Source organism: Candidatus Sphingomonas phytovorans (assembly GCA_029202385.1).
GTDB classification, from domain to species: Bacteria; Pseudomonadota; Alphaproteobacteria; order Sphingomonadales; family Sphingomonadaceae; genus Sphingomonas; species Sphingomonas phytovorans.
This window is the reverse complement of sequence record CP119314.1, coordinates 1,137,308-1,158,900: the sequence shown is the minus strand read 5'-3', so window position 1 is coordinate 1,158,900 and position 21,593 is coordinate 1,137,308. Positions and strand designations below refer to the sequence as shown.

The 21,593-nt window shown below is 65.7% G+C and carries 21 protein-coding genes; 11 read left to right on the top strand and 10 right to left on the bottom strand.

The features are described from left to right. Both P0Y59_05295 and P0Y59_05290 read right to left on the bottom strand, forming a co-directional pair. On the bottom strand, positions 1-1,020 hold the full coding sequence (locus tag P0Y59_05295) for a polysaccharide deacetylase family protein (GenBank protein ID WEK01108.1): 1,020 nt from the start codon (positions 1,018-1,020) through the stop codon (positions 1-3). 32 nt (positions 1,021-1,052) lie between these two features. After that, the gene (locus P0Y59_05290) at positions 1,053-3,416 is read right to left on the bottom strand and encodes a histidine kinase dimerization/phospho-acceptor domain-containing protein (GenBank protein WEK01107.1); all 2,364 of its coding nucleotides are present in this window, start codon (positions 3,414-3,416) and stop codon (positions 1,053-1,055) included. A gap of 184 nt (positions 3,417-3,600) precedes the next feature. On the opposite strand from P0Y59_05290, the gene P0Y59_05285 reads away from it, so the two are divergent. Then, positions 3,601-4,068, top strand: a complete 468-nt coding sequence (locus P0Y59_05285) for an Lrp/AsnC family transcriptional regulator (GenBank protein ID WEK01106.1) — start codon at positions 3,601-3,603, stop codon at positions 4,066-4,068. Positions 4,069-4,139: 71 nt separating this feature from the next. Here P0Y59_05285 and P0Y59_05280 read toward each other — a convergent pair whose 3' ends face one another. Further along, positions 4,140-5,429 carry a hypothetical protein gene (locus tag P0Y59_05280; protein ID WEK01105.1) on the bottom strand — a complete coding sequence of 430 codons (1,290 nt, stop codon included), beginning with the start codon at positions 5,427-5,429 and terminating at the stop codon, positions 4,140-4,142. Positions 5,430-5,469: 40 nt separating this feature from the next. Continuing rightward, entirely contained in the window at positions 5,470-6,717 is a 1,248-nt protein-coding gene (locus tag P0Y59_05275) for a hypothetical protein (GenBank protein WEK01104.1), read from the bottom strand. Between the two features lie 193 nt (positions 6,718-6,910). On the opposite strand from P0Y59_05275, the gene yaaA reads away from it, so the two are divergent. From yaaA to P0Y59_05255, 4 genes are all read left to right on the top strand, one after another. After that, positions 6,911-7,663 carry a peroxide stress protein YaaA gene (gene yaaA / locus P0Y59_05270; protein WEK01103.1) on the top strand — a complete coding sequence of 251 codons (753 nt, stop codon included), beginning with the start codon at positions 6,911-6,913 and terminating at the stop codon, positions 7,661-7,663. Continuing rightward, positions 7,642-8,349 carry an SDR family NAD(P)-dependent oxidoreductase gene (locus P0Y59_05265; protein WEK01102.1) on the top strand — a complete coding sequence of 236 codons (708 nt, stop codon included), beginning with the start codon at positions 7,642-7,644 and terminating at the stop codon, positions 8,347-8,349. Before yaaA ends, P0Y59_05265 begins: the two co-directional genes overlap by 22 nt. Before the next feature lie 97 nt (positions 8,350-8,446). Then, a complete protein-coding gene (gene gyrA, locus P0Y59_05260; GenBank protein ID WEK01101.1) occupies positions 8,447-11,221 on the top strand; it encodes a DNA gyrase subunit A in 2,775 nt (924 codons plus the stop codon). Positions 11,222-11,353: 132 nt separating this feature from the next. Further along, positions 11,354-11,698, top strand: a complete 345-nt coding sequence (locus P0Y59_05255) for a DUF952 domain-containing protein (GenBank protein WEK01100.1) — start codon at positions 11,354-11,356, stop codon at positions 11,696-11,698. Here the strand turns inward: P0Y59_05255 and P0Y59_05250 are convergent. From P0Y59_05250 to P0Y59_05235, 4 genes are all read right to left on the bottom strand, one after another. Continuing rightward, the gene (locus P0Y59_05250; GenBank protein ID WEK01099.1) at positions 11,688-13,031 is read right to left on the bottom strand and encodes a cation:dicarboxylase symporter family transporter; all 1,344 of its coding nucleotides are present in this window, start codon (positions 13,029-13,031) and stop codon (positions 11,688-11,690) included. The two genes, P0Y59_05255 and P0Y59_05250, sit on opposite strands and share 11 nt — an antisense overlap. Before the next feature lie 285 nt (positions 13,032-13,316). Continuing rightward, complete coding sequence (locus P0Y59_05245; protein ID WEK01098.1) at positions 13,317-13,703, bottom strand: VOC family protein; 387 nt, start codon at positions 13,701-13,703, stop codon at positions 13,317-13,319. A gap of 149 nt (positions 13,704-13,852) precedes the next feature. After that, on the bottom strand, positions 13,853-14,284 hold the full coding sequence (locus P0Y59_05240) for a DUF488 domain-containing protein (GenBank protein ID WEK01097.1): 432 nt from the start codon (positions 14,282-14,284) through the stop codon (positions 13,853-13,855). After that, positions 14,259-14,924, bottom strand: a complete 666-nt coding sequence (locus P0Y59_05235; protein ID WEK01096.1) for a lysoplasmalogenase family protein — start codon at positions 14,922-14,924, stop codon at positions 14,259-14,261. Before P0Y59_05235 ends, P0Y59_05240 begins: the two co-directional genes overlap by 26 nt. A 361-nt stretch (positions 14,925-15,285) precedes the next feature. On the opposite strand from P0Y59_05235, the gene P0Y59_05230 reads away from it, so the two are divergent. From P0Y59_05230 to trmFO, 6 genes are all read left to right on the top strand, one after another. After that, the gene (locus P0Y59_05230) at positions 15,286-15,834 is read left to right on the top strand and encodes a MarR family transcriptional regulator (GenBank protein WEK01095.1); all 549 of its coding nucleotides are present in this window, start codon (positions 15,286-15,288) and stop codon (positions 15,832-15,834) included. Positions 15,835-16,156: 322 nt separating this feature from the next. Next, positions 16,157-16,537: a hypothetical protein gene (locus tag P0Y59_05225; GenBank protein ID WEK01094.1), complete on the top strand. Its 381-nt coding sequence runs from the start codon at positions 16,157-16,159 to the stop codon at positions 16,535-16,537. 23 nt (positions 16,538-16,560) lie between these two features. After that, complete coding sequence (locus P0Y59_05220) at positions 16,561-16,983, top strand: hypothetical protein (protein ID WEK01093.1); 423 nt, start codon at positions 16,561-16,563, stop codon at positions 16,981-16,983. Positions 16,984-17,061: 78 nt separating this feature from the next. Further along, on the top strand, positions 17,062-17,892 hold the full coding sequence (locus P0Y59_05215) for a helix-turn-helix transcriptional regulator (protein ID WEK01092.1): 831 nt from the start codon (positions 17,062-17,064) through the stop codon (positions 17,890-17,892). A 226-nt stretch (positions 17,893-18,118) separates the two neighbouring features. Continuing rightward, positions 18,119-18,565 (top strand): hypothetical protein, encoded by a 447-nt coding sequence (locus P0Y59_05210; protein ID WEK01091.1) that lies wholly within the window; start codon positions 18,119-18,121, stop codon positions 18,563-18,565. Between the two features lie 43 nt (positions 18,566-18,608). Next, positions 18,609-19,925 carry a methylenetetrahydrofolate--tRNA-(uracil(54)-C(5))-methyltransferase (FADH(2)-oxidizing) TrmFO gene (gene trmFO / locus P0Y59_05205; protein ID WEK01090.1) on the top strand — a complete coding sequence of 439 codons (1,317 nt, stop codon included), beginning with the start codon at positions 18,609-18,611 and terminating at the stop codon, positions 19,923-19,925. Positions 19,926-20,216: 291 nt separating this feature from the next. Here the strand turns inward: trmFO and P0Y59_05200 are convergent, their stop codons facing one another. Both P0Y59_05200 and P0Y59_05195 read right to left on the bottom strand, forming a co-directional pair. Continuing rightward, complete coding sequence (locus P0Y59_05200) at positions 20,217-20,681, bottom strand: EF-hand domain-containing protein (GenBank protein ID WEK02500.1); 465 nt, start codon at positions 20,679-20,681, stop codon at positions 20,217-20,219. A gap of 63 nt (positions 20,682-20,744) precedes the next feature. Beyond that, positions 20,745-21,443, bottom strand: a complete 699-nt coding sequence (locus tag P0Y59_05195) for a squalene/phytoene synthase family protein (protein ID WEK01089.1) — start codon at positions 21,441-21,443, stop codon at positions 20,745-20,747. Between the last annotated feature and the right edge of the window lie 150 nt (positions 21,444-21,593).

Below are 21,593 nucleotides of genomic sequence, written 5' to 3'. Positions count from 1 at the left end.
TTAGCGGAGCGCACTTGCCGGTGGCAAGGCCGCCGTGTCGATGATTTCGCGAAGTGAGGCAGGCGCAACCCCGCGCCGGTCCAGATCGGCGAAGATCCGGTCCCACCAATGATGAAACGCCCTGAGCCCGGCTGCGTCGCGGACATAGGGCGTATGCCCCGGCGCGACGGATGGCGAATGGAAGGAAAAGTTCAGCACCCGTACCCCCTCTCCCACCGCGACCGCGACCGCCTCCAGCGCATCGGCGAGCGGCATTTCCTCGGGCGTCAGCGCGACGCGCGACAATAAATGTGTCCGGGCGAAGATGCCGCGTCCCTTGGGTAGCCGGCCAAGCGCATTGTACAGGCCGATCCCGCCGCGCCGGGCGAAGCCGGTGAAGACCGTGGTCAGCGGCAGTTCGATGATCGCACCGCCCGGTCCTGCCCTGAAGGCATGATTGCCGATCGCGCCGAAATCGGGCCCGCCTTCGTCCGAATAGCGATAGGCCGACCGGATCGAACTATCGAGCACATAGCCCCTTGCCGCCAGAAGGCCGAACGTCGCGGGGCCGATGCCGTAGCGCCCGGCGCGATAGGCGCGGGGGACTGCGCCGAACGCCGCCGTGATCGCGCCGGTCAGTGCGTCGATCTTGGCGGCTTCGAGTGCCTCCGGGAGATTGCCGGCAAAGCTGTTGGCTGGGGTCAGCGCCTCGTCGAACGGTGGATTGACCCAGGAGTGCAGCTGGGTGCCGATTGCCGAGACACCGTCGGCCAGCACCGCACTGAGCATGTCGATCGCCTGCGGGTCGGTCGCGATCGGGTAATCGACCATATAGGTCAGCGGGACACCCCGATCGGCGAAGCGCCGATGCGCCTCGGGGATCGCTGCCACGTGCGACAGGCCATGGGTATCCCGCCCGAGCGGCGCGTTCCAGTCGAACTCCTCCTCGGTATCGACGAAGATCGTGAAACGCGTACCGAAACCCTCAGGCCAGGCGATCAGGTCGGCGGCGGGTGGTGGCGGGACGCGGTATCCCGGCACCGCGCCTCGAGGTGATGTGGACTGCTCCACGATCAGTTTGAAGAAACCTGCTCCACGCTGTCGATAACGGCGGCCGGGAGGCGCAAAGTCAAGGCTTTGTCGGCAATGACGAGAGTACCGCACAGCTCGGCGGCAAGGTTCCGGGCAAGCCGCAGGGCGAAGCCGGTGCCGAGCAGGGGCGCACCGTCCCGCTCTGCTTCGGTCTCAGCATCGATCGTCAGCAGGCTGTCGCCACCATAAGCAGCGAGCGCGGCCGGGCGATCGAACACGATCGCGACGACGCTGTCCGCCTCCAGGGTAGCGGCGATCCCGATGCGTTCGTCCCGCCCACCGGATGCGACCAGAGTCGCCATCAGCCGCCCGATCAGCCGCTCGACCGCCCGGTCGTCACCCGCGATGGCAAGCTCGCGGTCGCCGGCATAAACGTCGATCACGGTGCCGCGCAGCGTCGCCAGCGGTGCGAGGTCGTCCGCAATCCGCTTCAGCAACGGCACCAGCGACACCTCCCCCGGGCGCAGGTCGAGCGCCTTGGAATCGATCCGCGCCGCCATGTCGATATCGTCGATCGCCGTCAGCAGGCTGCCCGCCTGATTGCGGATGTCGGTCGCATAAGTGCGATATACCTGCGGGACAGGACCGAGCATCTGCGTTTCGATCATTTCGGCAAAGCCCGCGATCGCATTAGTCGGGGTACGCAGCTCATGGACGAGCTGGCGTAGCGCGTCGGATGCAGGGTTGCGGTTCGGGCGCGGTTCGGCGGTCTCGTCTGGGCGTGGGCGGCGGGCTGTACCGCGATAGCCCGTGAAGCGGCCGCTCTCGCGATCGAACACCGGAATGCCGGTGATTCGCCAATGGCCGGCCGCATCCGACTCGCCATCGACGACGAGGCGAGCATTGGCGAAGCCTGCCCGACGACGGAACGCACCCGCTGCGGCGCCATCGACGCGCGACCCGCCCGGCAGCGCCGCGAGATCGAGCGAAAGCCCGATCAACGGCGCGCGGGCAGCCCCCTCGATCCAGCGGACGACGCCCGACGCATCGGTTTCGAAGCGGAAACTCTGCGCCTGGACTGATTCGAACTCGAACAGTTCGGGCTGGATTTCCGACTGGATCGGTGCCGCGGGCGATTCGTCACGCTGGCGCTGCCATGCGTCGATCCGGGCGACCAGTTCGGCGATCTGGAACATGCCCGACGCTGCCTCGGCCGGCGGCGGCTGCAGCTTGGCGATCTCGATCACTTCGGCGACTGGCGCCGGGCCGGCTTGCTCGGAGGCGACTCTCTGGGGGACGACTGTCTCGCATGTCTCCGACGCGAGCGCCTCGACTGGCCCGGAGGTCTCGACGCGTTCGGGAATTTCAGCGGACTCTTGAATTTCGGCAGGCTCGAAGGATTCTGCTGCCTCGGCAGGCTGGGGTGGCTCAATCGATTCGCCCGCATCACCGGTCTGACGAAACGCCTCGGCCACCACCGGCAATCCGAGTGCGACGCTGGCAAACGAGACGAAGGTGGATTCGGGCGGCGCGATCAACCGTGCTTCGACGACAGGCTTCACAACCACGTCCCGTGGCTGGGCCACAAGCCGCGGCTCCTCAGTTCGCGACTCCGTGACTTCCGGCTCAGGCATTGCCTGTTCCGGCTTGGGTGCCGTGACGTGAAGGATCGCCGACTCCGGTTCGTTGGCGGGGAGCGGGCCGAGCACATCGGTCCAGTCGATCGTCGCCTCTTTCGCCTCGGCCGGCGGATATCCCTCGTCTCCGATTGCGCCAGTCTCGACCTCGCCAGTCTCGACCTCTTCAGTCTCGACTTCCGGGACCTCGACTCCGCCAGCCTCGGCCGCATCGGATTCGACGTCCGCTGACTCGGCTTCTCCGGCCTCGATCCCGGGTATCTCGACCGCCGGTGGGATTTTCACCTCGACCGGCGCCGCGGGCGTCCCGGCGCGCCTCTCGTCCGGCGCGGCTGCTGTACCAGCCGACAGCACGAAATCGACGCTGCCGAAGCCCTCTAGCGCGCGACTCACCGCCGGCGGCAAGTCGCGACGATGGCGCAGGATCGATCGAGCCGCAGGCGACATGCCGGATAGCATGGCGATCCATTCGTCGGCGCGCAGGCGGGCGGTGCGCAGCACCGGCGCCGCGATCACCGGATCGTCTTCGGCGAAGAGCTGGACGAGCGCCGCGGGCGGATCGGCAAAGGCCAGGCCCCGCGCGCTGGCCGCACGGATCGGGGGCGGCACATGCCGGCGAATCGCCTTGAGTTTCGCAATCGCGCTGATACCGGGGGGCACGCGTCGCCGGCCGATCAGGTCGACCAGTTGCCGCCATGCCGATTGCGCGCCGAACGGGGTCGACATGTCTGCCGAGAGCACCGTTTCCAGACTGTCGTCGAAGCGCAAAGGTCACTTTCCCCAACCGGTCACGACGGTCGTGCCCTAAGGATTTCTTAACCGGCCGGACTCGGGAGTGAAACAGCTGATTTTGACACGTAGCAATGTGGGACAATTGCGTTCGCTCGCAATTATCTTATGCTGAACGCTGGCCGCTCGCCAGAAAGTCAGAGCCGGCGGGGAGCTTTGTGTAATGGCGTTTGATTCGATCGACCGGCGGATTCTGGGATTGCTGCAGGATGATGGCCGGATGACGAATGTCGATCTGGCGGAACGTGTAGGCCTGACCGCCCCGCCCTGCCTGCGCCGCGTCCGTACGCTGGAAGAAGTCGGTGCGATCCGCGGCTATCATGCCGAACTCGACGCGGCGACGCTCGGCTATCCGATCACGGTGTTCGCGATGGTCAGCCTGCGCAGCCAGGCCGAGCATGATCTTGCCGCCTTCGAGGACCATGTCGCGCAAATCCCCGAGATCCGCGAATGCCACATGCTCAACGGGGAGATCGACTTCATCCTGAAGATCGTCGCGACCGATCTCAAGAGCTTCCAGGAAATCCTCACGACCCATCTGACGCCCGCCCCCAATGTGGCGAGCGTGAAGACTTCGCTGACGATCCGGACTGCCAAGGCACTGCCGGGCATCCCGGTGCGGCAGGACTGACAAAAAAGGGGCGGCATCATGCCACCCCTTTTCAATCGATACCGTCTCGACCGAACTGGTCCTGCCGGCCATCACACGGCTGGCGGACTATCCAGCCAGATCTTCCAGAGCGTCGCCGTGTCGCTGTCGGGCGCCGCTGCCACCGCGTTGAAATCGGCACGAGCCCGCTCTTTGTCGCCCGACAGGGCGAGAGCGATGCCGCGATGCAGGCGGACGTCGTCCGTATCCTTGACGGTCTTCTCTAGTGCCACGCCATACATCTCGATCGCCTTGGCATAGGCACCCTTGCCGATGCTGACATCGCCAAGCTGCGCGGCCAGTGCGCCATTGGCCGCCTTTCGCGCGGCCGCCTCGGTCGGCGTTGCCGGTGCCGCCTTGCCCTTGGCAGGGGCGGCGAGCAGTCGGACGCTTTCCGGCTCCTTGGGCGGGATCGCGCCCGAGACGCGCCCTTCCTCGATCACTGACTTCACCTCGTCCTTCAGGCCGAGATTGTTGGCCCGCCGGGCATATTCCAGATATTCCTTCTCTCCGCCGAGGCTCTTGGTCACCCGCATCAGCCGGTAGAGGTCGACGAACCTCGTGTCGCGATCCCGGCGCTCCGCCGCGGGCAACTTGCTTTCATCCTCGTCCTTGAAGCCGTTGACCGCGATCGCGTCGTGCCAGTTCCCCCTGCTCCCATAGGCAGCAAGCCACTTGCCGGTCCACGCAGCCGCCTCGGGCGCCTTTTTCAGCCTCAGGCGCTGCGCCGCGAACCGATACCAGCTTTCGGGCGGTTTCTTGCCCGCCGCGATCTGTGCAGCGATCATCGAATCGAGCTCGGCGGCACCGGCTGAGACCTGGCCTCCGTCCACGTTCGCGCGCACGATCTGCAGGTTCAGCTCGTCGTCGCGCAGGCCGTTCTCGCGCGCCTGGCGGTAGAATTGCACCGCCTTGGCGTAATCCTTCCGCGCATAGGCGAAATCGCCGAGCGTGTAGTTATACCGCGCCACATCGTCCTTCGACGTGCGCGGATCGGCGATCAGCTCCGTCAGCGGTTTCACCAGCGCTGTCTGGCTTTGCACCGTCGGCGGCGAGGCGCTCAGCAGCCGGACCCGCAGCGTCCGTGCGACATAGCGCTCGCTGTCGTTGCTCGCCGTCCGCTCGATCGTCGAGATCGCGGTTTCGGCGCCGGCGAGATCATTGGCCTTCAGCGCCACCGCCGCCGCAGCCGCCGAATCCCGCACCTGCTTGGACAGGACGAAATTCGTCGGGCTTTCCGGCTGCGTTACTTCCTTCTTGCCCGCGGCCACGGCCATCGGGGGGGATACCGCCACAGGCACCAGCAGCGCCGCCGCCAGCGCCGTCATCGAAATGGTCTTCATACTCAAACTCTCCAAATGCGGCGCTGTCGGTTCGTGTGAATCACGCCAGCGGCGGCGAGTCCAGCCAGATCGTCCACAGACGGGCGAGATCGGCCTGCGGCGCGCCGGTTACCTTGGCGAAGGCAGCCTTGGCTTCATCCTTGCGGCCCTGGTTCGCCAGCGCCACGCCGAGATGCAGGTTCACCGCATTCGCGTCGACACCGGCCTGCCCGGCCGCTGCCGTGTAGGACTCAGCCGCCTTGGCATAGTCGCCTGCCGCCAGATAGATGTCGCCGGCAACCGCGGGCTTGGACTTGCCAGCAGCCGTCGACGCAGAGACTTCCGACTTCATCGCCGCCTGCGCTGCGGTGTAGACACGGACGATGCCGCCATCGCTTGCGGGGATCTTGCCCGAGGCACGCCCCTCGTCGATCACCGCCGCTGCTTCCCAGGGCAGGCCCGAATCGAGCGCCGACTGGGAATAGATGTAATAGTCGTTGCTGTCGTTCAGCGCCTTGCTGGTGCGCATCAGGCGGAACATGTCGAGCTTCTGGCCCTTGGTGAACTTGGTCCCGGTCGGGTCGTTCACCTTGCGGAAGTTGTTCACGCCGGTGCGCCACGTGGCGATCTTCGGATAGACCTTGAGCTGGCGGACCAGCCAGGTTTCGGCCCGCGGAACATCGTGCTTCGCATAGAGATTGCTGACGACGAAGGAATACCAGGTCTCGGGCGCGGTGCGGCCGGCCGCCGTCTCGGCGGTGATGGCCTTGTCCAGCTCGGCGATCGCTTCATCGATCTTGCCGGTCGCGCCATAGGCCCGCGCCAGCGACACGGTGGTGTCGGTGCCCGGATAGCCCAGTTCGCGCGCCTTGAGCAGATACTTGACCGCGTCGGCTTCCTGCTTCTGGTCGAGCGCGATCGATCCGCGCACATTGTAATAAGCCGGGAGCGAATCGGCCGGCGTCTTGGGATTGACCAGCAACAGGTCGAGCGCCTTTGCCACGCCAGCATTGTCGTTCTTCGCGCTGGCGATCTGCAGGTGGAACATGCCTACGAAATACCGGTCGTCATCGGTCTTCGCCTGCGGTTCGGCCGCGGCGAGCTGAGTCTCGGCCGTCGCATAGTCCTTGGCCTTGATCGCGGTGTCGACGGCGACCGCGGGCTTGGCGAACCCGGGCGACGGGACGATCTTGGGCGCTGCGTCCTTCTCGTTCTTCTTTTTCTCGGCGGCGGCGGCAGGCACGGCGACCATCGCCGTGGCACCCAAGGAAAGCATCAGCGCATACGCAACGGGGTGGACCAGTTTCATCGGGAAAACTCCTCAGGCGGAATAGGGCGAGCGTTCAATTCGCAAACGCCTCTAATTGGCGGGGCATCGCCGTTCAAGCGGCGGGATTGAGACCGGATGGCATCGAGGCTCTGAACGCGCATTGAATATGTTCGGCTCCCGACTTTCTACAGTCCCTTTGACTCAGGCCGTTTCCCCCGCCTAGGCGCGGCGGGTGATCGCCCTTCTCTCCCCCGCAAAGACCCTCGACTATGAACGGCCGGTGCCGCCGGTCGGGACGACGACGCCGCGCTTCGCGGCGGAGGCGAGCAGCCTCGCCGCGTCGGCCGCCAATCTGAGCCAGAAGCGTCTGTCCGAACTGATGGACATCTCGAAGAAGCTGGCCAAGCTCAACGCCGATCGCTTCGCCGGGTTCGACGCCCAGCCGGAACGTCCCGCGCTCTACGCCTTTGCCGGCGACGTCTATCTCGGCCTGGAGGCGCGGACGCTTGACGAATCGGGGGTCGCCTTCGCCCAGGATCATGTGCGGATGCTCTCCGGCCTCTACGGCCTGCTCCGCCCGCTCGATGCGATGCGGCCCTATCGACTCGAAATGGGCACTCGCTGGGCGCCGCGCCGCAAGAGCCTCTACGCATGGTGGGGCGACCGGATCGCTGAGGCGGTACGCGCCGATGTCGAGGAGGAAGGCTCGGGCGTGGTGCTCAACCTCGCGAGCCAGGAATATTTCGCCGCCGTCGCCGACAGGCTCGCGGGGCTGCGAGTCATCAACGTCGATTTCCGCGAACCCGGCCCCGATGGCCCCCGCTTCGTCAGCTTCCACGCCAAGAAGGCACGCGGGATGATGGCGCGCTGGCTGTGCGAGCACCGAATCGCCGATGCCGATTCGATGAAAGGGTTCGACAGCGCCGGCTATCGCTTCGATGCTGAGGCCAGCGAACCCGACACGTGGCGCTTCGTCCGCGCGTGAGCGGCAGCGCGGTCATCATCGGCGCGTCGGGCGGCATCGGCGGCGCGCTCCATGCCGCGTTGCTTGACGAAGGCACCTTCGACACGGTCCATGGCTTTTCGCGCAGCGGGACCGGCACCGACCTGACCGACGAAGCGAGCATCGCCGCGGCCGCTGCGCTCGTCGCCAGAGGTCCCGCGCCATCCCTGATCATCGTCGCGACCGGTATTCTCCATGAGAGCGATCGCGCCCCGGAAAAGGCCATGCAGGAACTCGACCCGGCATGGCTCGCCCGCATGTTCGCGGTGAACACGATCGGCCCCGCGCTCGTCGCCAAGCACTTCCTGCCGCTTATGCCGCGCACCGGCCGCACCGTCTTCGCTGTCCTGTCGGCACGGATCGGCAGCATCGCCGACAACAAGCTGGGCGGCTGGCATGGCTATCGTGCGTCGAAGGCAGCGCTCAACATGATGGTCCGCACCCTCGCGATCGAGGAAAGGCGCCGTAACGACCGGTCGATCGTCGTCGCGCTCCACCCGGGCACTGTCGACACCCCCCTGTCGCGCCCGTTTCAGGCGAGCGTCACCCCCGGCACGTTGTTCGACCCGGATCGCGCGGCGGTCCAGCTCCTCGACGGCATCGATGGCCTCAAGATTCCCGACAGCGGCAAGCATTTCTCCTGGGATGGTGTAGAGATCGCCCCCTGACCGGCCCTCACGCGTACGCGCGCACGCGTGACATCGGGAGCCGGCTTCGCTAGACCGTCATCCAGCAGACATATAACTTTCCGAAAGACTCGAAACTTTGACCGACGAGACCATCCTCGCCGACCCTTCCGATATTTCACCGATCTCGATCGTCGACGAGATGCGGTCGAGCTATCTCGACTACGCGATGAGCGTCATCGTCAGCCGCGCGCTGCCGGACGTGCGCGACGGGCTGAAGCCGGTGCATCGCCGCATCCTGTTCGCCAGCCAGGAGGGCGGCTTCGTCCCCGGCCGGCCGTACCGCAAATGCGCCAAGATCGTCGGCGACGTGATGGGCAACTACCATCCGCACGGCGACAGCTCGATCTACATGGCCCTCGCCCGTCTCGCCCAGGATTGGGCGATGCGCGTGATGCTGATGGACGGCCAGGGCAATTTCGGATCGATGGACCCGGATATGCCGGCGTCGATGCGCTATACCGAGGCGCGGCTGACCAAGGCGGCGATGGCCCTGCTCGAGGATATCGAGAAGGACACGGTCGATTTCGCGCCCAACTATGACGGCTCGCGCGAGGAGCCGACCGTTCTCCCGGCGCGCTTCCCCAACATTCTGGTCAACGGCGCGGGCGGCATCGCCGTCGGCATGGCGACCAACATCCCGCCGCACAATCTCGGCGAAGTGGTCGATGCCTGTCTTGCCTATATCGAGCGCTCGCTCGACGGCGGCGATGCGATCACCATCGACGAACTGATGGAGATCGTGCCCGGTCCGGATTTCCCGACCGGCGGCATCATCCTCGGCCGCGCCGGCTGCAAGGGCGCCTATCATGAGGGCCGCGGCTCGATCATGGTGCGCTCGCGCCACGTCGTCGAGGAAGGCCGGAACGACAAGCGCTCCATCGTCCTCACCGAAATCCCCTACCAGACCGGCAAGAACGCCCTGGTCGAGAAGATCGCCGAGGCCGCCAAGGACAAGCGGATCGAAGGCATCTCGGACATCCGGGACGAATCGAACCGTCACGGCGTGCGCATCGTCATCGACCTGAAGCGCGATGCGACCGCCGAGGTCGTGCTCAACCAGCTCTGGCGGCACACCCCGGCCCAGTCGAGCTTCCCGGCCAACATGCTCGCGATCCGCGGCGGCCGACCCGAGACGCTCAACCTGCGCGACATCATCGAGGCCTTCGTCAAGTTCCGCGAGGAGGTCATCACCCGCCGCTCGAAGTTCGAGCTGGCCAAGGCCCGCGAGCGCGCCCACATCTTGCTCGGCCTGGTCGTCGCGACGACCAATCTCGACGAGATGGTCAAGATCATCCGCGGCTCGTCCAGCCCGCCCGTCGCCCGGGCCGCATTGATGGCGCGCGAATGGCCGATCGCCGAGATCGCGCCCTACATCAAGCTGGTCGAAGCGGTCGAAAAGGAGATCGAGGGCGACGTCTATCGCCTGTCCGACATCCAGGTCCGCGCTATCCTGGACCTGCGCCTGCATCGCCTCACCGCGCTCGGCCGCGACGAGATCGGCGACGAGCTCAAGACGCTCGCCGAGTCGATCACCGAGCTGCTCGCGATCCTTGGCGACCGGGTGAAGCTCTACGGCGTGATGAAGGACGAACTCGCCGCCGTGCGCCTCGCCTTCGCCACCCCGCGCAAGACCGAGATCGCCGCCGCCGCCGACGGCATCGACGACGAGGACCTGATCGAGCGCGAGGACATGGTCGTCACCGTGACCATGCAGGGCTATATCAAGCGCACCACGCTCGACACCTTCCGCGCCCAGCGCCGCGGCGGCAAGGGCCGCGCCGGCATGGCGACCAAGGACGAGGATATCGTAACCGAGCTGTTCGTCACCTCGACCCATACGCCGGTGCTGTTCTTCTCGACCCTCGGCAAGGTCTATCGCATGAAGGTCTGGCGCCTGCCCGAGGGCGGCGCCGCCACCCGCGGCCGGCCGATGATAAACCTGCTCCCTCTGGCCGAGGGCGAGACGATCTCGACCGTGCTCGCCCTGCCGGAAGACGAGGCTGAGTGGGGCAAGCTCCACGTCATGTTCGCGACGGCCAAGGGCAATGTGCGCCGCAACTCGATGGACGCGTTCACCAACGTGCCCTCGAACGGCAAGATCGCGATGAAGTTCGAGGGCGATGACGAGGACGATCGGCTGATCGGCGTCGCGCTGCTCGATGAAGCCGATGATGTGCTGATGGCCACGCGCCAGGGCAAGGCGATCCGCTTTGCCGGTGACGAAGTGCGCGAGTTCCAGAGCCGCAACTCGACCGGTGTGCGCGGCATCAGGCTGGCCGCGGGCGACGAGGTCATGTCGCTCTCGATCCTGCACAAGGTGGGCGTCCGCGACCAGGACGAGCGTGACGATTATCTCCGCCACGCCCCCTGGAAGAACACTGAAGTGGCCGATCGCGCGCCGCGCCTGATGGATGACGCCCGCTTCGAGGAGCTGATGTCCCGCGAGCAGTTCATCCTAACCGTCTGCTCGAACGGATATGGCAAGTTGTCGAGCGCCTTCGAATATCGCCGCACCGGCCGCGGTGGCCAGGGCATCACCAATATCGACAATATCGCCCGCAACGGCCCGGTCGTGGCAAGCTTCCCGGCATCCAAGGGCCATCAGCTCATGCTGGTGACCGATCAGGCCAAGCTGATCCGCATGTCGCTCGGCGACCTGCGCGTCATCGGCCGTGGCTCGGCGGGTGTGAAGCTGTTCGATGTCGGCAAGAACGAGCATGTCGTCTCCGCCGCCCGCATCGAGGAAACCGAGGAAGAGGCAGAGGTCGACCTGGCCGACGGTCCAGTGGCCGGCGAGGCGACACCGGACGGCGACACCGGCGAGGATCTGGCCGACGGCGGCGAGGCTTAGGAAAAGGGGCGGCCTTCACCATGCCGTTCGCTTCGAGCGACGTCGAGAAGCCGCCTCCCGCGCCCGGTATCTGTTTCTCGACGTCCCTCGAAACGAACGGCACGGGGGACGTATCAGGGACGAGGAATTCGCATGAGAGACACGACAGCCTACAAGGTGCTGACGGGCGAACAGATGGCGGCGCTTGAAACCGGCAGCTTCGCCGGCGCGCCGATCGACCTCGCTGACGGCTATATCCACCTGTCGACCGCCGCCCAGCTTGACGAGACCGTCGACAAGCATTTCGCCGGACAATCAGGCCTGCATGTCGCCGCCGTCGATCTCGCGGCCCAGGGCGACATGCTGAAATGGGAGCCGTCACGCAGCAGCCAGCTCTTCCCGCACATCTATGGCCCGTTGCTGCTTGAAACCGTGATCGCTTATGGCCCGCTCGACCGCGACGAGCAGGGCAAGATACGCCTGCCCGTTACTGGCTGATCGGGCCGGCGCGCTCTTCCGCTGCCGGCGGCGCAACGATCGCCGCCACCGCCACATCGGCCGTCACGTTCGCCACCGTGCGGAACATGTCCGGGATCGTATCGACCGCCAGCAGGATCGGCAACAGCTCGAGCGGTGCCCCCAGGGCAATCGCCGTCGGGGTCGCGGCGGCGAAGAAGCTGACCGCGCCCGGCATGCCGATCACCACCAGGGTTGAAAGCACCGCCAGCGGGATCGCGATCAGGATCTGCGCGAGCGAGACCTCGATCCCCGCCATCCACGCCATTGCCAGCCCGAACAGCAACGATGCCGACGGGGCGGTAACCTTGAATACCGCCACCGCCAGCGGCAGGATGACGGCGGCATCGCGATCGGAAATACCGACCCGTTCCGCACTGGCCAGCATTGCCGGCAAGGTCGCGATCGAGGATTGCGTTCCCGCCGCGACTGCCTGGGCCGGCGCCAGCGCCCGGGCGAAACGCCACAGCGGCACCCCGCCCGGCCAGCGCGCCAGCCCATAGCAGATCATCGTCAGCACCAGCGCCAGCACGATCTGGATCAGGATGTAGTGCCCCAGCGCCAGCGCTGCACCGATCCCGGCGGTCGCGCCGATCGCGAGGGCCAGGGCGAAGATTCCGACAGGCGCCACTCGCAACACCCATCCGACCACCACGATCATCGCGTCGGCCAGCCCGCGAAACGGTTCAAGCGTCGCCGCGGCGCGCGATCGCCCGATCCGGCTCAGCGCCAGCCCGAGCACCACCGCGAAGACGACCAGCGGCACGATCGCCCCTTCTGCGCCCGAGGCGATGACGTTGACCGGCACCATCGCCCTGATCGCCTCGACGGTCGACGGGATTGCGGGCGGTGCGCTCGCCGGGAAATTGGCGCGCAGGCCCGCCACGGTTTCGGCCGGCAAGGGGAACAGCGCCAGCAGCGGCGGCACGATCAAGGCGGCGACCACGGCCGCAAGCAGCAGGAATCCAGCCAGCACGAACGGCAACCGCGCGCCGATCCGCCGCGCGGGGCCATCGTCGGCGGTCGCCAGGTCGGCGACGCCCGTCACCACCAGCGCGAAGACAAGCGGGACGATCGTCATGCGCAGCGAATCGAGCCAGAGGCCGCCGATCAGCCGCATCGTGTCGATCACGCCTGCCCGGCCAGTACCGATCAGCGTCCCGGCGGCAAAACCGAACACCAGCGCCAGCAACATCCAGCCCGGCCCCGGAACGGCTGTCCGCAACGCGCGCAATCGAGCGATCACCACCGGCAGCCCCCACCATCGTCCCGCCACTGGTATGTCACGCGTCCGGGGTGCCGGCAAACCGTCCATCCCGGGTCAGATCGACATTCACCTCTTTGGGCACCACCCCAGCATAGCGGAGGGTCCGCGCAGAGGGCGCAGAGAATGCGGAGTTGATTTCCGGACGTGATCATCGTCCGCCGAGAAGCTGCCTGCTTGTGGACATGTTCGTCATTGCAAACCGCCCGAGCCCCTGACCTCTCGGCGCCTCTGCGCGAACCACCTTGCACTCTCGACTGGCCGATTCTGGATGCCAATCCGCCCGGTCGTTCAGTCAGAAAAATGCGCTGCCGGCCACGAGGCAGGCAGCCGGCCTCATTCAGGCAGGTGGCAAACCGCCTCGACATTGATGCCGTCGGGGTCGAGCACGAACGCGCCATAATAGTTCGGATGGTAATAGGCGCGAATGCCGGGCGCCCCATTGTCCCGCCCGCCGGCCGCCATCGCGGCTTCGTAAAACGCATCGACCTGCGCGCGCGCGTCGGCGGTGAAGGCGATGTGAATGCCCGCTCCCTTCGGCCCGCCATTGCCCACCCAGAAGAACGGCTTGCCCTGCTTGCCGAGCCCGAGCCCATGATACCCGCCGCTCTGCTCCGGCGTGACTTCCATCACCAGCCCGATTCCGAGCGGGGCAAGCGCCGTCTCGTAGAAGCGGCGGGAGGCGTCGAAGTCGGATGCGGCAATGCCCATATGGTCGATCATGATTTGGTCTTTCGATTGGTGTTCAGGCGAACCGGATCAGCGTAGCGGGCGCGACTTCACAGGCAAGCGATTGGCGAAGTCATGTCGCCGGTCCAGGGTAGAGATCATCGGGTACGATGTAATGATGTCGATCTGAGAAGAGCGCCTGCTCAGGCGAACAGATCGACGATCTCAGCACCCTCGCCAACGGCATCAAGCAACAGGGTCCTGTGGCATACGCAAGGGTCACGCTCGAAGCACAGCAGGGCACTTGGCTTCTCCCGCGCCAGATCGAGCATTTGTGCTGCCTGGGCCTGGGCCTCGGGCAGTTCGAGCTGCCCCGCATAAACCTCTTCCAGCGTCTTGCGATCGCCCTTCTTCGCTGCGTCCCGGCCGCGCTTGGGCGTACCCAGCGCCTTCAGATGGACATAGCCGATCCCCGCCTCGAACAGAGAGGCGGCCAGCGTCGATTTGGAGAAGCCGGGGCGGCGCGACAGCGGCAACGCGCGCACATCGATCACCCGCTCCACGCCGGCATTCTTCAACGCGGCGAGGAAGTCGGCCATCGTCGTGGCTTCATAGCCGATGGTGAAGATCTTCATTCCGCTTCCTCGCTTCGAGGGTTTTCAGCACGCCATAGGCGATCAACGTCTGGCCGCCGAGATAGAGTGGCCAGATCGTCAGGCGCGGCAGGATCGAGTCCTTAAGCGGCCCGAGTTCGGCGAAGATCAGCAGGTCCGAGGCTGCGAACATCAGGGCGCCGGTCGCGACGAGACTCCGCGGGAAACGACTGTACCACGCAGCGCCCGCCATCCCGCCCAGCCCGGCGGCATAGACCGTCGCGCCGGCGTCATGGGTGATGGCGAAGGCTGCGGCGGGAACCGCCAGGACAATCGCAACCGCCACCGCGCGCCCCTCTTTCCGGCGGTTGGAAAGATAGAGCAGGATCGAGACCAGATGTCCGGCGAAGAAAGCCATCCCGCCGATCACAATGCCGGAGGTTTCCAGCAGCACATCGCCCAGCGTGCCCAGCGCCAGCAGCGCGGCGAGCAACCAGCCGTTGCGGTCATGCGCGGCAAGAGCAGCGCAGAGCGTCAGCAACCCGACGGCCAACCCCTTCCAGGCAACGAACAAGGCGCCGGACAGCCCCATATGGCTCGCCGCCCAGAAGGTGGCACCGGCAAGAATCGCGGTGGGAATGAGCCAGAAGTTGGAAAATGGCGATGTTTTGGTCTCGGTCATGACGCCGGTATCGCGCTGCGCGGCCGATCGCGCAATCCGGCGATCGAGGATCGGCCGGGCATATGGCGGGCGATCGCGACATTGATCCATCAGGGGCGGACTACCGCACGCCGCGCCCACCAGTTACCCGCCCCCGCCCCTCTTGCCATCCCCGGCCAAGGCCGGGGTCCAGCCGGTGGACGATCCTTGGCTGGCGTTGCTCGCAGCTACTTCAACCTTCCCGACTGGGTCCCGGCCTTCGCCGGGGAAGTGGAATATGGTTGGCCGATGCACCTGCTGCTTCGCGCCGGCATCGCGCGAACGTCCCGTTGACATAGCACTCAATATCTTATATTTCTGTCTTTACAGAAAAGAGAAACATATGACGATCACCGATCATCCCGACGTCAAAGCCTTCATCCTCCATTGGGGGGAGATGGGCACTCAATGGGGCGTCAACCGGTCGGTCGCGCAAATCCACGCGCTGCTCTATCTGTCCGACAGGCCGATCGATGCCGAAGCGATCGTGGAGGCCCTCGGCCTTGCCCGATCGAACGTGTCGACCGGACTCAAGGAATTGCAGGGCTACGGCATCGTCCGCCGCGTCCATGTCGAGGGAGACCGCCGCGACCATTTCGTCGCGGAAACCGACCTGTGGGAAATGCTGATGCGCATTACCGCCGAGCGTAAACGACGCGAGATCGACCCCACCCTCGCCCTGCTCGCCGAACTGTCCGAGCGCATGAAGAACGACAAGGCCACGCCCGCCCATGTCCGCGATCGAGTGACGCGCATGCATGAGTTCATCTCGACCTTGGGCGGCTGGTACGATCAGGTCCGCACCCTGCCCAAGCCCACCCTGGTCACCTTGATGAAGCTCGGCAGCAAGGTCGCCCGCTTCATCCCCAGCGCCAAGGCAAAGGCGGACTAGGCAAAATGAGCAGTCGGCACGTCGCTCATCCCAACAGGGAATTGGTTCACGCGAAGGCGCGAAGACGCGAAGGAAATAGTCGACGAAGCCGCGATCGAAAAATGTGGAGTGCACCGCACGGATCGACGCGGGATTTTTCTCGTCCTGCACAATCTCTCTTCGCGCCTTCGCGTCTTCGCGTGAATAAAATCGGCCACTAACGCCTTCTTGAAATCTTGCTTTCGACCGCTTCCAACACCTGACGCTGAGCATAAAAATCGTCGAAGGAGAAACCGTTTCACGCCCGTACATTTCTCTCATTACAGGAAGAAAGGAAATCACCATGGTCGAGACAGTCTACCTCCTCTATCTCGCGATCACGCTGGCGATCACCATCTGGGTGGGGCACACCCTGTCGAAGAACGGCGTCGTCTTCCTCATCCAGTGCTTCGGCCAGAACGAAACACTCGCGCGCTCGACCAATCACCTGCTCGTGGTGGGCTTCTACCTCGTCAATATCGGCTTCATCACGCTGACCCTCAGCCTCGGCCAGGAACCGACCACGATCACCGGCGCGATGCGCTTCCTCAGCGGCAAGGTCGGTCTAGCGGTGATCGTGCTTGGCGCGATGCATTTCTTCAACATGGGCGCGATCGCGCAGTTCGGCCGCAAGGTGAATGGCTGGCTCGACGACCGCGACGGTCGCCGGGCGGCCCTCGCATGAATTCCCGGCGGGAAGAGCGGACGGTGGCACGCGCATCGATCAACTGGTCGAGCATCACCTTCGCCTCGATGGCTGCCGGACCGCTCTTCCTGCTCGGCTTCTGTCTCGGTATCTGGGCCGACGATCCGGGCAAGCAGGTCGGGATCGATCTGGACGGCGCTGCCATCACGGGAATCCCGATGCTGGCGCTGGTCGCGGCGTTCTTCGGCACGATCCTCGCTTTGCCTGTCAATCTTCTCGGCGCCTCGCTCATGACCTGGCTGGGAAATCGCAACGAAGCCACGCGACTGCCGGTGATATGGGCACTGGCGGGCGCTCTCACCTGCGCCCTCTCTGTAGCAGCAACCGGTGCCGGACCGGCCAGCGGACACGCAACCACCCTTGTTGCCTTTACCTTCACCGGAGCATGTTGCGCCCTGATCTGCCGCCGTCGGATGCAATGGTGACATGCATCCGCGATCGGGCCGGGCTATGTCACGCCACCCGACCCCGGCTAGCCGGCGCCGAAAGCGGGAGGAGTCGCCTTGGCTACACACGCAACCGAAGATGCCTATCCTCCCGTCGGCATGCTGCTGCGCGAATGGCGGGCGGCGCGTCGGATGAGCCAGCTCGATCTCTCGCTTGAGGCGGGCATCTCGACCCGCCATCTGAGCTGCATCGAAACCGGCAAGGCGCAGGCCAGTCGCGAGACAATATCCCGGCTCGCCGATACGCTGGCCATGCCGCTGCGCGAGCGCAATATCCTGCTCCGGGCGGCCGGCTACGCGGCGATGCATCCGGAGCGCGATCTCGCCGCGCCGGCGCTCGACCGGGTGCGCCAGGCAGTCGAGTTGATCATTGCACACCAGGAGCCCTATCCCGCCTTCGTGATCAGCCGGCACTGGGATGTGCTGATGACCAATGCCGCGGCAGTGCGCCTCAACAACCTGCTGACTGGCGGCCGCCAGAGCCCGCACGCCAATCTGATCCACCAACTCTTCGATCCGGCCGATTTCCGTTCGGTCATCGTCAACTGGCCCGAGGTGGCGGGGCGCTTCATTCGCCACCTGCACGATGATCTCACCGCTAATCCGACAGACCGCCGGACGCGGCGGTTGCTCGACGAGGCGTTCAGCTATCCCGGCGTGCCTCAACGCTGGCGGCTGCGCGATCTCGGCGAGGAACCCGCCCCGATCATCACCTTCACCTTCGCCAGTCCACGTGGCGAGCTTCGTTTCTTCGAAACCTTCACGACCTTCGCGGCACCGCACGACGTGACGCTCGACGAGATACGGATCGACTGCACCTTTCCCGCCGACGAGCACACTGCTCGGGTCTGTGCGGAGCTCGCGGAGGAGGAAGAGACGACGACCTGAACTCCTCCCCGGCACGGGGAGGGGAACCGCGCGTTTCTTCAGCGCGTGGTGGAGGGGGTTCTCCGCAAACGCATCGTCTGCGAGCTTCGCTGGTCCCCCTCCCCGGCACGGCGAGAAAGAGGACACGGTTGAACTCCGTCGGATTTCCGATGGGCCTTGCGTGGATTTACGGTGCAGATCGCGCGCCGCTATCGGCCCTTCAAGAAGCGCATGTTAGCGAAACTGGATGCGCAGCACCTCCTCGATCCTTGCCGGAACCATCGCAGCCTCGTTACTCGCCGGCCCGCTGCTCTTGCATTCCCTGCTGATCGGCCTGGTGATCCAGTATCCAGAGCAACTTCAAAGGCTCGGCGCGGAGCAGGTCGGCTTCTTCATACTCCTGCTGGCCGCATCGATGCCGGTGGGGTTCTTCATTGGGGGCTTGCCCATCCTCTTCGGTGCCTCGGTCATGTCCTGGCTGGGGCGACACGCGCCGGAGTCGCGATCATACTCGGTATGGGCTGCAGCCGGCGCCGCGTTGGCGACATTGTTTTCGATTCCCTTCGTCGCGTCCCTGACACGCGACGGCACCGGCGAGGGCCCGCTCCTCCTCCTGATCCTCGCCTTCACCATCCCCGGGATCGTGTGCGCCCTGATCTGTCGGCACCTGACGGCGTGGCCCGACCAGGATTAGCCCCGCTGGCCGATCGCCGGACACGCTGCTATCTGCCCGCGCCATGACTCACGACATCCAGATCATCGGCGGCGGCCTCGCCGGCTCCGAGGCCGCGTGGCAGCTTGCCGAAGCCGGCTTCAAGGTGAAGCTTTCCGAAATGCGCGGCTCGGGCGAGATGACGCCCGCACATCACACTGACGGCCTCGCCGAACTGGTCTGTTCGAACAGCTTCCGCTCGGACGATGCGACCAGCAACGCGGTCGGGCTGCTCCATGCCGAGATGCGCGCGCTCGGCTCGCTGATCATGCGGGAGGGCGATATCCACAAGGTGCCCGCCGGTTCCGCGCTCGCGGTCGACCGCGATGGCTTTTCGGCCGGCGTCACCGCCGCCATTTCCGCGCACCCCAACATCACGGTCGTGCGGGAACGGGTCGACGCCCTGCCCGACGACGGCCTCGCCATTATCGCCACCGGCCCCCTCACCGCCGCCGGCCTCGCTTCCAGCATCGGCGCTGCGACTGGCGCCGACGCGCTCGCTTTCTTCGATGCCATCGCGCCGATCGTCCATTTCGATTCGATCGATATGGAGACCGCCTGGTTCCAGTCGCGCTGGAACAAGGGAGAAGGCAAGGATTACATCAACTGCGCGATGGACAAGGATCAGTACGCTGCCTTCCACGCCGGGCTGATCGCGGGCGAGAAGACCGACTTCAAGGAATGGGAAAAGGACACGCCCTATTTCGAGGGCTGCATGCCGATCGAGGTGATGGCCGAACGCGGGTTCGACACGCTCCGCTTCGGCCCGATGAAGCCGGTCGGCCTTGACGATCCGCGCACCGGGCGCTGGCCCCATGCCGTGGTCCAGCTCCGCCAGGATAATGCCCAGGGCACGCTCTGGAACATCGTTGGCTTCCAGACCAAGCTCAAGCATGCCGAACAGGTCAACCTGTTCCGCACCATCCCGGGGCTGGAGAAGGCCGAGTTCGCCCGGCTCGGCGGGTTGCACCGCAACACCTTCATCCGCTCGCCCGAACTGCTCGACCCTAGCCTCCGGCTGAAGAACAAGCCGAACATCCGTTTCGCCGGGCAGATCACCGGCTGCGAGGGCTATATCGAAAGCGCCGCGATCGGGCTGCTGGCGGGCCGCTTCGCCGCCGCCGAACTTGGCGGGCGCACGCTCGCCCCGCCGCCGGTCGAAACTGCCTTTGGCGCCCTGCTCCACCACATCACCGGCGCGGCCGTCGCGGAAACCTATCAGCCGATGAACGTCAATTTCGGGCTGATGCCCCCGATCCCGGGCCGCACCAAAAAGGCCGACCGCAAGAAGATGTACACTGATCGCGCCCGCGAAGCGTTCGGAGCCTGGATCGCGGCCTGATCTCCCGTTGATTCAACCGTCGCCGGGATCGTGAGAGCACAGGGCGATCGGAGTGCCAGCCTGGCCCCGACACGCTCTTTGACATGACCGATTTTGTCAGGCCGTTTTCCGCCGGATGCAGCGGAAAATCCCGGCCATTCCTCCGCTGTTGCGGTCAGGTTTTCCGCTGTTATGCCGTAACAGGGAAAACGCGCATCAAGCCATTGTAAACATGGCAGGATTTCCGCTCCAGAATCCAACATAACAGCGGAAAGAAAAACGAAACGCAAAAACAGCGGCACCGTTGGAGAATCAGGCTTCCTCGTCCTCGCGCGGTGCCTGGGCTGGCGGACAGTTCGGCCTGCGCTTGACGGTGCGCTTGGGCGCGGTCGTCGCGAACTCCGCCGCGTTCATCGCACCCGACTTGTCCTTGTCGGCCAGCGCGAATTTCGTCGTGGTCTTCACCGCCCATTCGTCGAACGAGAGCTGGCCGTCCTGGTTGGTGTCGAGCTTCGCAAAGGCCTTGCGCCGCTGGACGAGATACTCCTCGCGCGTCACCTGGGCATTGCGATCCTTGTCGTACCGGTCGAAGCGCTTCTGTTCCCGGGTGCGTTCGCTCGCCTCGGGGACCCCGGCAGGAAGCGGCTCCTCCTGCGCGACCGCCACGACCGGCTGCGTCGCCAGCGGCGAGGGCGGACGGGCCCGGCCGGTCGACAGCATGACTCCCGCGGTGACCAGCAGCAGCGCCGAAGCACCGCCCGCGATATAGCGCCACATCATCCCTGTCTCCTCCCGGTCCGGCCAGCGAAACGCTATCGCCTTTCCGGGCGGCGGGGAAGCCTAGCGGCCAGTCATCCGGTGAAGCAGGATACGAGCGACCCGGCGCGGCGCGCCGGCCGGCACTGGCTGGTCGAGCGGCACGGCCAGGTTCAGGCGCGCGAGATGCGCCAGCGCGCCGAGCGGCCTCGCCTGGCGGCTCCAATGCGCCTGCGCCGCCCGGGCGAGCGGCGCGCCAGCGCTCGCCAGCGCGCGTTGTGCAGTCGGCCGGTCGCTCAGGTGACGGGCAAGATCGGCAAGCGCCCACCCCTCCCCGGCCTCCGCCAGCGGATCGGAGGCCTTTGCGCCCAGCAGGCCCCCGGCCATCGCGAACAGCGTGCCCCCGCGAAGCGCCGCATGGCGCGCGATCGCCTCGTCGCCGAGCGGCGGCGCCTCGAGCAGTTCCTCCCAGCCCTCGATCATCAAGGCGAGCCGCTCACCGGTGATCCCATGGGGGATGACATCTCGCGCGAGCGCCTGGAGGACCGGCTCGGCCGGCGGTGGCGCGCTGTCGAGCCGGGTCAGCGCTTCATGCCACCAGGTCAGCCGCATCTGCCCGACCATCGGCTCACGCGTCGTGCGGAGGATCTGCGCGAGAAGGGTATCGAGCCCGAAAAGCGCCACCATGCCAGGCACTGCGGCGCGCGGCGCATAGTGCAGGACGAGTTCCCACTCGGGATCACGGGTGGTCGTCGGATCTCCGCCTGAAACGGCATTTGCCATCACTCTGTTAACCATATCGCTTGAAGAGAGATTATTCCTTGCCCGCCATAGCCGATCGAGCGGGAATTGTTTCCACCGGGGGTTAACAAATGCTGCCGAAAAATTCGAAGAAGCGCGCGGAGACGCGTGGCTTCCTGAGTCGCCTCGCAA

Bases quoted from the DNA above. Each gene is read 5' to 3' on its own strand.
- P0Y59_05285 (WEK01106.1), top strand. From the start codon at position 3,601: ATGGCGTTTGATTCGATCGACCGGCGGATTCTGGGATTGCTGCAGGAT.
- P0Y59_05280 (WEK01105.1), bottom strand. From the start codon at position 5,429: ATGAAGACCATTTCGATGACGGCGCTGGCGGCGGCGCTGCTGGTGCCT.
- P0Y59_05275 (WEK01104.1), bottom strand. From the start codon at position 6,717: ATGAAACTGGTCCACCCCGTTGCGTATGCGCTGATGCTTTCCTTGGGT.
- P0Y59_05255 (WEK01100.1), top strand. From the start codon at position 11,354: ATGAGAGACACGACAGCCTACAAGGTGCTGACGGGCGAACAGATGGCG.
- P0Y59_05250 (WEK01099.1), bottom strand. From the start codon at position 13,031: ATGGACGGTTTGCCGGCACCCCGGACGCGTGACATACCAGTGGCGGGA.
- P0Y59_05245 (WEK01098.1), bottom strand. From the start codon at position 13,703: ATGATCGACCATATGGGCATTGCCGCATCCGACTTCGACGCCTCCCGC.
- P0Y59_05240 (WEK01097.1), bottom strand. From the start codon at position 14,284: ATGAAGATCTTCACCATCGGCTATGAAGCCACGACGATGGCCGACTTC.
- P0Y59_05235 (WEK01096.1), bottom strand. From the start codon at position 14,924: ATGACCGAGACCAAAACATCGCCATTTTCCAACTTCTGGCTCATTCCC.
- P0Y59_05230 (WEK01095.1), top strand. From the start codon at position 15,286: ATGACGATCACCGATCATCCCGACGTCAAAGCCTTCATCCTCCATTGG.
- P0Y59_05225 (WEK01094.1), top strand. From the start codon at position 16,157: ATGGTCGAGACAGTCTACCTCCTCTATCTCGCGATCACGCTGGCGATC.
- P0Y59_05210 (WEK01091.1), top strand. From the start codon at position 18,119: ATGCGCAGCACCTCCTCGATCCTTGCCGGAACCATCGCAGCCTCGTTA.
- trmFO (WEK01090.1), top strand. From the start codon at position 18,609: ATGACTCACGACATCCAGATCATCGGCGGCGGCCTCGCCGGCTCCGAG.
- P0Y59_05200 (WEK02500.1), bottom strand. From the start codon at position 20,681: ATGTGGCGCTATATCGCGGGCGGTGCTTCGGCGCTGCTGCTGGTCACC.
- P0Y59_05195 (WEK01089.1), bottom strand. From the start codon at position 21,443: ATGGCAAATGCCGTTTCAGGCGGAGATCCGACGACCACCCGTGATCCC.